The organism is Protofrankia sp. CiP1_Cm_nod2 (assembly GCF_920664355.1).
Taxonomy (GTDB): domain Bacteria; phylum Actinomycetota; class Actinomycetes; order Frankiales; family Frankiaceae; genus Protofrankia.
The window spans coordinates 1-6,436 of the sequence record NZ_CAKKTL010000218.1 but is presented as its reverse complement, the minus strand read 5'-3'; the positions used below and the strand labels follow the sequence as shown (position 1 = coordinate 6,436).

General features: G+C 72.6%; 6 protein-coding genes. 1 reads left to right on the top strand and 5 read right to left on the bottom strand.

Annotation, left to right across the window (positions count from 1 at the left end; translation table 11 throughout):
* Positions 1 to 416 precede the first annotated feature (416 nt).
* Complete coding sequence (locus NBW84_RS24550; protein WP_445548778.1) at positions 417 to 866, top strand: hypothetical protein; 450 nt, start codon at positions 417 to 419, stop codon at positions 864 to 866.
* Between the two features lie 239 nt (positions 867 to 1,105).
* Here the strand turns inward: NBW84_RS24550 and NBW84_RS19535 are convergent, their stop codons facing one another.
* From NBW84_RS19535 to NBW84_RS19515, 5 genes are all read right to left on the bottom strand, one after another.
* Positions 1,106 to 2,617, bottom strand: a complete 1,512-nt coding sequence (locus NBW84_RS19535) for a carboxyl transferase domain-containing protein (protein ID WP_250286221.1) — start codon at positions 2,615 to 2,617, stop codon at positions 1,106 to 1,108.
* 285 nt (positions 2,618 to 2,902) lie between these two features.
* Positions 2,903 to 3,379 carry a nuclear transport factor 2 family protein gene (locus NBW84_RS19530; RefSeq protein WP_250286219.1) on the bottom strand — a complete coding sequence of 159 codons (477 nt, stop codon included), beginning with the start codon at positions 3,377 to 3,379 and terminating at the stop codon, positions 2,903 to 2,905.
* Complete coding sequence (locus NBW84_RS19525) at positions 3,376 to 3,843, bottom strand: ester cyclase (protein WP_250286217.1); 468 nt, start codon at positions 3,841 to 3,843, stop codon at positions 3,376 to 3,378. Before NBW84_RS19525 ends, NBW84_RS19530 begins: the two co-directional genes overlap by 4 nt.
* Positions 3,844 to 4,111: 268 nt before the next feature.
* Positions 4,112 to 4,888, bottom strand: coding sequence for an SDR family NAD(P)-dependent oxidoreductase (locus NBW84_RS19520; RefSeq protein ID WP_013873904.1), 777 nt, complete (start codon positions 4,886 to 4,888; stop codon positions 4,112 to 4,114).
* A gap of 240 nt (positions 4,889 to 5,128) precedes the next feature.
* The coding region (locus tag NBW84_RS19515) for a thioesterase domain-containing protein (RefSeq protein ID WP_250286215.1) at positions 5,129 to 6,436 on the bottom strand (1,308 nt) is incomplete at its 5' end.

Genomic DNA, 6,436 nt, shown 5'->3' with positions numbered 1-6,436 from the left:
CCGGCGATCGGCGATCAGCGGGATCCGGTATGGGTGGGGCCGCTGCCGTGTCGGGCGCGCGCTTGGCGGCCGGGCGCGAGTCGGTAAAAGCCGGAAGGGGCCGTGAAATCGGACGTGGGCCACACGACGTGGGCCGGGGATCGTGGGCCGGGGATCGTGGGCCACACGACGTGAGTCGGGGATCGTGAGTCGGGATGGCGGGGCGGCGGGCCGGTCCTTTTGTTCGGAAAAAAAGATGGCTTGTTCCGGTACATCCGTCGCGGCGGACATCGGCCAGGTCGTGGTATTCCGGCGGAATAGGACGGCTGGCGTGTCGGGAACGGGGTGCTGATGTATCTGTTGTCTCGAGTTGACGCCGCCTGGTAGCGAAGTAGTTTTATTCCTACAAATAGCTGGCTCGCGGTGGAGGCGATCGTATGGAGCAGCAGCAGGCGCAGGAGCTGGAGCAGCGGCTGCGGGGGGACTGGGAGCAGATCCGCCACCAGATCCTCGATCAGTTCGTCCAGGTCAGCATCGCGGACCTGGAGGCCGCCACCAGCGTCAACGATCTCGTACGGCGGATCGCCGACAGGTCGCACCACACCGAGCCCTACGTCGAGACGCGGCTGCGCGAACTCGTCGGTGTCACGGTGCCGGGCGCGCAGGCCGGGCAGGCCGCGCAGGCCGAGAGCGGAGGTGAGGGGACGCGGCCGGGCGCCGAGGCCCAGGGTGAGGGCAGCGGGCCGGCCACGGCGGAGGCAGGCGGGCAGCCGGGTGCCGAAGCGGAGCAGGGCGGTGAGACGAGGGATTTCAGCCAGCCAGCGGAACCGTTCGGTGGGCCACGGCAACCGTTCGGTGGCTCGGAGGACCCGCAGCAAGAATCGTGAAACCGGTGGCAGGACCTATCGTGAGACCGGTGGAAAAACCGGTGATCGGGCTCTTCCGGCTGATTTTCCCGGACTGATTCCGGCCGGCCCGGATCCGGCCCGGCCGGATCCGGGCCGGTGCCAGCGTGGGTTCCGGGGCGCCGGCCGGGGAAATTCCCGGCCGTCGTCCCGAGGCATGTTCCCGGCGGGCCGCTCGCCGGGAACATGCCTGCCGGGAACATGCCTGCCGGGGGCTCCGGTTACAGCGGGATGTTGTTGTGGCCGCCGCGGGGGCCGGCCGTGGTGAGGCGCTCGTCCGCGGCGGGGTGTTCGGCCGCGGTGGCGAAGGTCCGCGCGAGGGTGCGGCGGGTGCGGGCCGGGTCGATGACCTCGTCGACGACGCCGAGGGACAGGGCGCGGTCGACACCCCCGGCGACCCGCTGGTGCTCGGCGACGAGCTGGGCGCGCAGCTCCTCGCGCCGCTCGTCGTCCGCGGCGGCGGCCAGCTTCCGGCGGTGCAGGATGCCGACGGCGGCCTCCGCCCCCATGACGGCGACCTCGGCCTGCGGCCAGGCGTAGACGGCGGTCGCGCCCAGCGAACGGGAGTTCATCGCGATGTACGCCCCGCCATAGGACTTCCGCGTGATCAGGGTGACGCGGGGCACCACCGCCTCGGCGAAGGCATGCAGCAGCTTCGCGCCCCGGCGGACCACACCGTCCCACTCCTGCCCGACGCCGGGCAGGTAGCCGGGCACGTCGACGACGACCAGCAGCGGCACGCCGAACGCGTCGCACATGCGCACGAACCGGGCGGCCTTCTCCGCGCTCAGCGAGTCCAGGCAGCCGCCCTTGCGGATCGGGTTGTTGGCGACGACTCCGACCGTGTGCCCGCCGAGGCGGCCGAGGCCGATGACGATGTTGGGTGCCCAGCGGGGCTGCAGCTCCTCGAAGGCGTTCCACGGCCCGGCGCCGTCGAGGATCTCCAGCAGCAGCGGGCGGACGTCGTAGGCGCGCCGCGCCGTCGCGGGCAGCAGCTCGCGCAGGTCCCGGCCGTCGTCCACGGTGTCCGGGTCGAAACGGCCGGGGCGGGTGAGCAGGCCGGTGATCCGGCGGGCCCGGACGAACGCGTCGTCCTCGGTGTCGACGGTGACGTGCACGACCCCGGAGCGGCGGCCGTGCGCGTCGACGCCGCCGAGGTCCGCCATGTCGATCTGCTCGCCGGTCACGCTGCGCACGACGTCGGGGCCGGTCACGAAGATCCGGCCGGACGTCGACATGATCACGATGTCGGTCAGCGCGGGGCCGTAGGCGGCGGCGCCGGCGGCCGGGCCGAGCACCACCGATATCTGCGGCACCCGGCCCGAGGCCCGGGTCATGGCCGCGAACATCCGGCCGGCGCCGTCGAGGGACTCGACCCCGTCCGCGAGCCGGGCGCCGCCGGAGTGCCACAGCCCGATCACCGGCCGGCCCTCGCGCACCGCCGTGTCGATGGCGTCGACGATGTGATGGGCGCCGCCGAGGCCGAGAGCGCCGCCCATCACCGTCGCGTCGGTGCAGTAGGCGAGGACGGGGGCGCCGTCGATCCGCCCGCGCACGGCGAGCACGCCGGTGTCGTCGGCGGGGTGCAGGGCGGTCACGGAGCCGGTGTCCAGCAGCTGGGCCAGGCGTGCCGCGGGGGCTCTCCGATCGGCCTGGACGTCGTCGTCGGCGGCGGGCCGGGGAAGAGCGATCCTGGCAACGGCGTCCTCGGGACGAGCCGTCAACCCTGTCATCTGCTGCCTCCTCCTGGCGAACCCCGGCGCATCCGGCGGGTTCGGCGAACAACGGTGAATGACGAACAGCGATATGTGGCGAACAGCGGTGAATGACGAACAGTGACGCATGGCGGACGCGGTGAAGTGCGGTGAAGTGCGGTGAAGTGCGGTGGGCGATGAGGCGGGACGAAAACGGCCGGCGCGCCCCGCGAGGCTCGGGTGGCCGGCCCGGCACGGGCCGGGCGGCTCGCCGCCACGGCCGGGCCCGGCCGCGCGGGGTGCGCTGGACGTGATCCGCGAGGGTCAGTCGACGATCACCGGGAGACGGTCGGCGGTCAGCCGCCACTCGTCCGTGACCGCCGTCGGCCGGGGGCCGGCCTCGGGCTCGAGGGGGTAGCGCAGCACGCTGCGGAAGTACGCGATCCGCCAGCCCCGCTCGGTGTGCACGACGATGCTCAGGTAGTCGCCGTTGGTGGTAGTCCCGTCCGACCGCAGCGCGATGTAGCGGCTGTGGGTCCGCACGGTCCCGTCCGGGTCGGTCAGGATCAGCGTGTTCACCGTCTGGTGGTCGGCCCCGTCCGGCTGCCGCTGGCCGAACAGCTCCCGGGCGGCGTCGATCCCGCGCAGCTGGACGCCCTCACCGTAGCCGAGCTCGATCTCGACGTCGTCGGTGAAGAGCAGGGGCAGGGCGTCGAGCGCGCGGTTGTCGTACACGTGCGCGATCAGCGCGATGGTCTGGTGGATCTCGGCGACGTCGGCGGCCGACAGTTTGCGGGTCATGCCGGGATCGCGCCGAGCTGCTGGAGGATGGTGAGCCGGTCCGGGGTGACGACGTAGTCGACGACCTTGCCGTCATGGAACGTGATCAGGCTGATGCTGGTGCCGTCGATGGTGTTCCCGGTGCCGGGCACGCCCCAGACCTCGCCGGAGTGGATGCCCTGGATACGCCAGAAGACGACAACCCGGTCACCTTCGGCCACGATGTCGGTGACGGTGGTCTTCAGGTCGGTGACGTTGTGCCGCAGCTCGGTGACGTGGCTGGCGAAGCTGTCGCGGCCGAACGTGCCGCTGCCGGTGCTCCGGCTGGCGTCCTTGGCGAGGAAGTCGTCGAGCAACTCCAGCCGGCCCTCGTTGACGATCTCCTCGTACAGGCGCCGGGCGATCGTCTTGTTCGTCCGAAGACTGTCCAGGCTGTCCGTCGCGACGGCCGCCGCCGTCCCGGCGAGCTGGTCAGTGGTGGTCATAAATCTTTCCCTCTCATAAATGCCGTGAACGTCATGAATGTTGTGAACATCGTGCGTGCCGGGCCCGCGGCCGGCATGCATGCGGCCGGCACGAACGCGGCAGGCGTGAATCCGCCGTGCGTGAATCCGCCGTGCGTGAATCCGCCGGGTAGTGGTGGACGGGGGCCCCCGGTGGATCCGCTGAGGGTGGATCCACCGGGGACGCGTGTCCCGGCACCGGCACCGGGCGCACCGGGCGTCCCCGAACCGGGTGCCCCCGCAGTGGGTGTCACTGCATCGGCTCACCGTCGTACGTCGGGGGCAGCAGGAAGCCGTTGCTCGCGCTGAGGCCGCCGTCGCTGGGGATCACCGCGCCGGTGATGTAGGAGGACTCGGGGGTCGCGAGGAACCAGATCACCTGGGCCTGCTCGCGCGGGTCGCCCCAGCGGCGCAGCGGGATCCGCCGGTTGATGTTCGCGAACAGCCGGGGATCGTGCTTCACCGGCGCCGTGCGCGGGGTGAGGGTGATGCCCGGCGCGATCGCGTTGATCCGGATGCCCTGGTAGCCGTAGTCGAGCGCGGCCGACCGCACCAGGTTGATCGCCGCCGCCTTGGTGGCGTTGTACGCCCAGGTGTAGGGGTCGCCGCGCAGCCCGGCGCCGGAGGCCGTCACGACGATGGCCCCGCCGCCGGCGGCCCGCAGCGCCGGAGCGGCGGCCCGGATGCCGAGTGCCGCGCCGCGCACGTTGACCGCGTGGACCCGGTCGAGCTGCTCGATCGCCCCGGGGGCCTCGATCGGCGGCGCGCCGCCGATGCCGGCGTTGAGGACGGCGGCGTCGAGGCGGTCGAAGTGCTCGAGGGCCAGCCGCACCGCCTCGACGTTCGCCTTCTCGGTGGAGACGTCGCCCTCGAGCGTCACGACGTTCTTGATGCCCTCGAGCTCGGCGAGGCCGGCCGTGTCGGGGTCCACGGCGACGACGCCGTAGCCTCGTTCGGCGAACAGCTCCACGGTCGCCCGGCCGATCCCGGCGGCGGCGCCGGTCACGACGACTGCCGGAAGTGTCATGCTTGTCCCCTCTGCTGGTTATCTATTGGTGACCCGGGGCCGTCGGCGGCGCGAAAAACGATCACGCTGCTTCTGGTCCACGGGGTGGGTCGTCCGGGATGTCCGCCGCGAGGCCGGTCCCGATGCCTGGCCGGTGCCCGCGCGCTGCCTGGCTGATGCCCGTCCGGTGCCCGGCTGACGCGCGGTGTGGGACGCGCGGGCCGGGCCCCGGTGCGCGGGCTGGATCCGTTCATGGGCCGCTCAGGTCGCCTGGGCAAGCGACGCCAGCCACTTGGCCACCGCGGCGACGGTCGTCCCGGTGTCCTCCTCAAGGATGGTGAAGTGGTCACCGGGGACGTCGATGATCTCGTGCGGGAGTGTCCAGTACGCCCGCCAGTCCGGCCGGCCCGCCGTCTCGGCGGGGGTGCCGGCCAGCGGCTGTTCCGCACGGATGAGCAAGGTGCGGGCACGGACCTCGGACGGCTGCCAGTCCCCGAAGATCCGGTTGTAGGTGCCCATGGTGGACAGCCGGGTGTCCAGCGTCGAGATGTCGAAGCGGTCGAACCGCTCCACCAGCGCGGTGATCATGGCGGCGTTCCACCACTCCATCCCCGGCCGGGAGGGGGTGTCGATCGGGTAGGAGTCGACCAGGATCAGCCCGGCCGGGAAGATCCCCTCCGCCTCCAGGCCGGCGACGACCGAGTTCGCCACGCAGCCGCCCATCGAACGGCCGAGGACCACGAACGGCTCGTCCCCGACGACCTGCCTGACCGCGTCCACGTGCATCCGGATCAGCGTGGCGGCCGAGCCCGGGAGCAGGTCGCCCGTGGGCAGCCCCGGGGCCGGCACCACGTGGACGTCCCGCTCGTCGCGGAACAGGCTGCCGAACCGGGAGTACTCGTGCGGGCCGGACAGCGCCGACAGCGCCGGGAAGCAGACGATGTTCGGCCGGGACGGCCCGGTCACCAGGGTCAGCGGGGGCGGGGTGTGCTCGTGGCGGTCCGCCTCGTCGAACGTCGAACGCAGGCTGGACGCCACGACCAGCAGCTGCGCGGCGGCGTTCATCTGCCCGGCGTCGAACAGCCGCCGGTACAGACCGCCGATGCCCCCGCCGACAGCGGCGACGGCGTCGGCTGACGGCCCGCCGCTGCCCGCGCCCGCCGCCAGCGCCGACGGCGTCCCCCGCCCGGCGGAATCGGGCCCGGCGGAGTCGAGCCGGCCGGCGATGAGCTCGGCGACGTCGGCCGGGGACGGATGGTCGAAGGTGAGCGTCGCCGGCAGCCGCAGGCCGGTGTGCGCCTCCAGCCGGTTGCGCAGCTCGACCGCGGTGAGCGAGTCCAGCCCCAGCTCGACGAAGGCGCCGGTGGCGGAGACCGGGTCGGCGTCGGCATAGCCGAGAGCATTCGCGGTTTCGCTACGCACAAGCTCAAGTATGACCGCGTCACGTTCGGCCCCGGACAGGCCGGTGAGCCGCTCGCGCAGCGCCGACCGGCCACCCGCCGGCGCCGTGCCCGCCGCCCGCCGGGCCGGCCGGACCAGCCCGCGCAGCAGCGCGGGCACCCCGGCCGA

What these genes read in the sequence shown, in the direction of transcription:
- NBW84_RS24550 (WP_445548778.1), top strand. Translation starts at nt 417, where the DNA reads ATGGAGCAGCAGCAGGCGCAGGAGCTGGAGCAGCGGCTGCGGGGGGAC.
- NBW84_RS19535 (WP_250286221.1), bottom strand. Translation starts at nt 2,617, where the DNA reads ATGACAGGGTTGACGGCTCGTCCCGAGGACGCCGTTGCCAGGATCGCT.
- NBW84_RS19530 (WP_250286219.1), bottom strand. Translation starts at nt 3,379, where the DNA reads ATGACCCGCAAACTGTCGGCCGCCGACGTCGCCGAGATCCACCAGACC.
- NBW84_RS19525 (WP_250286217.1), bottom strand. Translation starts at nt 3,843, where the DNA reads ATGACCACCACTGACCAGCTCGCCGGGACGGCGGCGGCCGTCGCGACG.
- NBW84_RS19520 (WP_013873904.1), bottom strand. Translation starts at nt 4,888, where the DNA reads ATGACACTTCCGGCAGTCGTCGTGACCGGCGCCGCCGCCGGGATCGGC.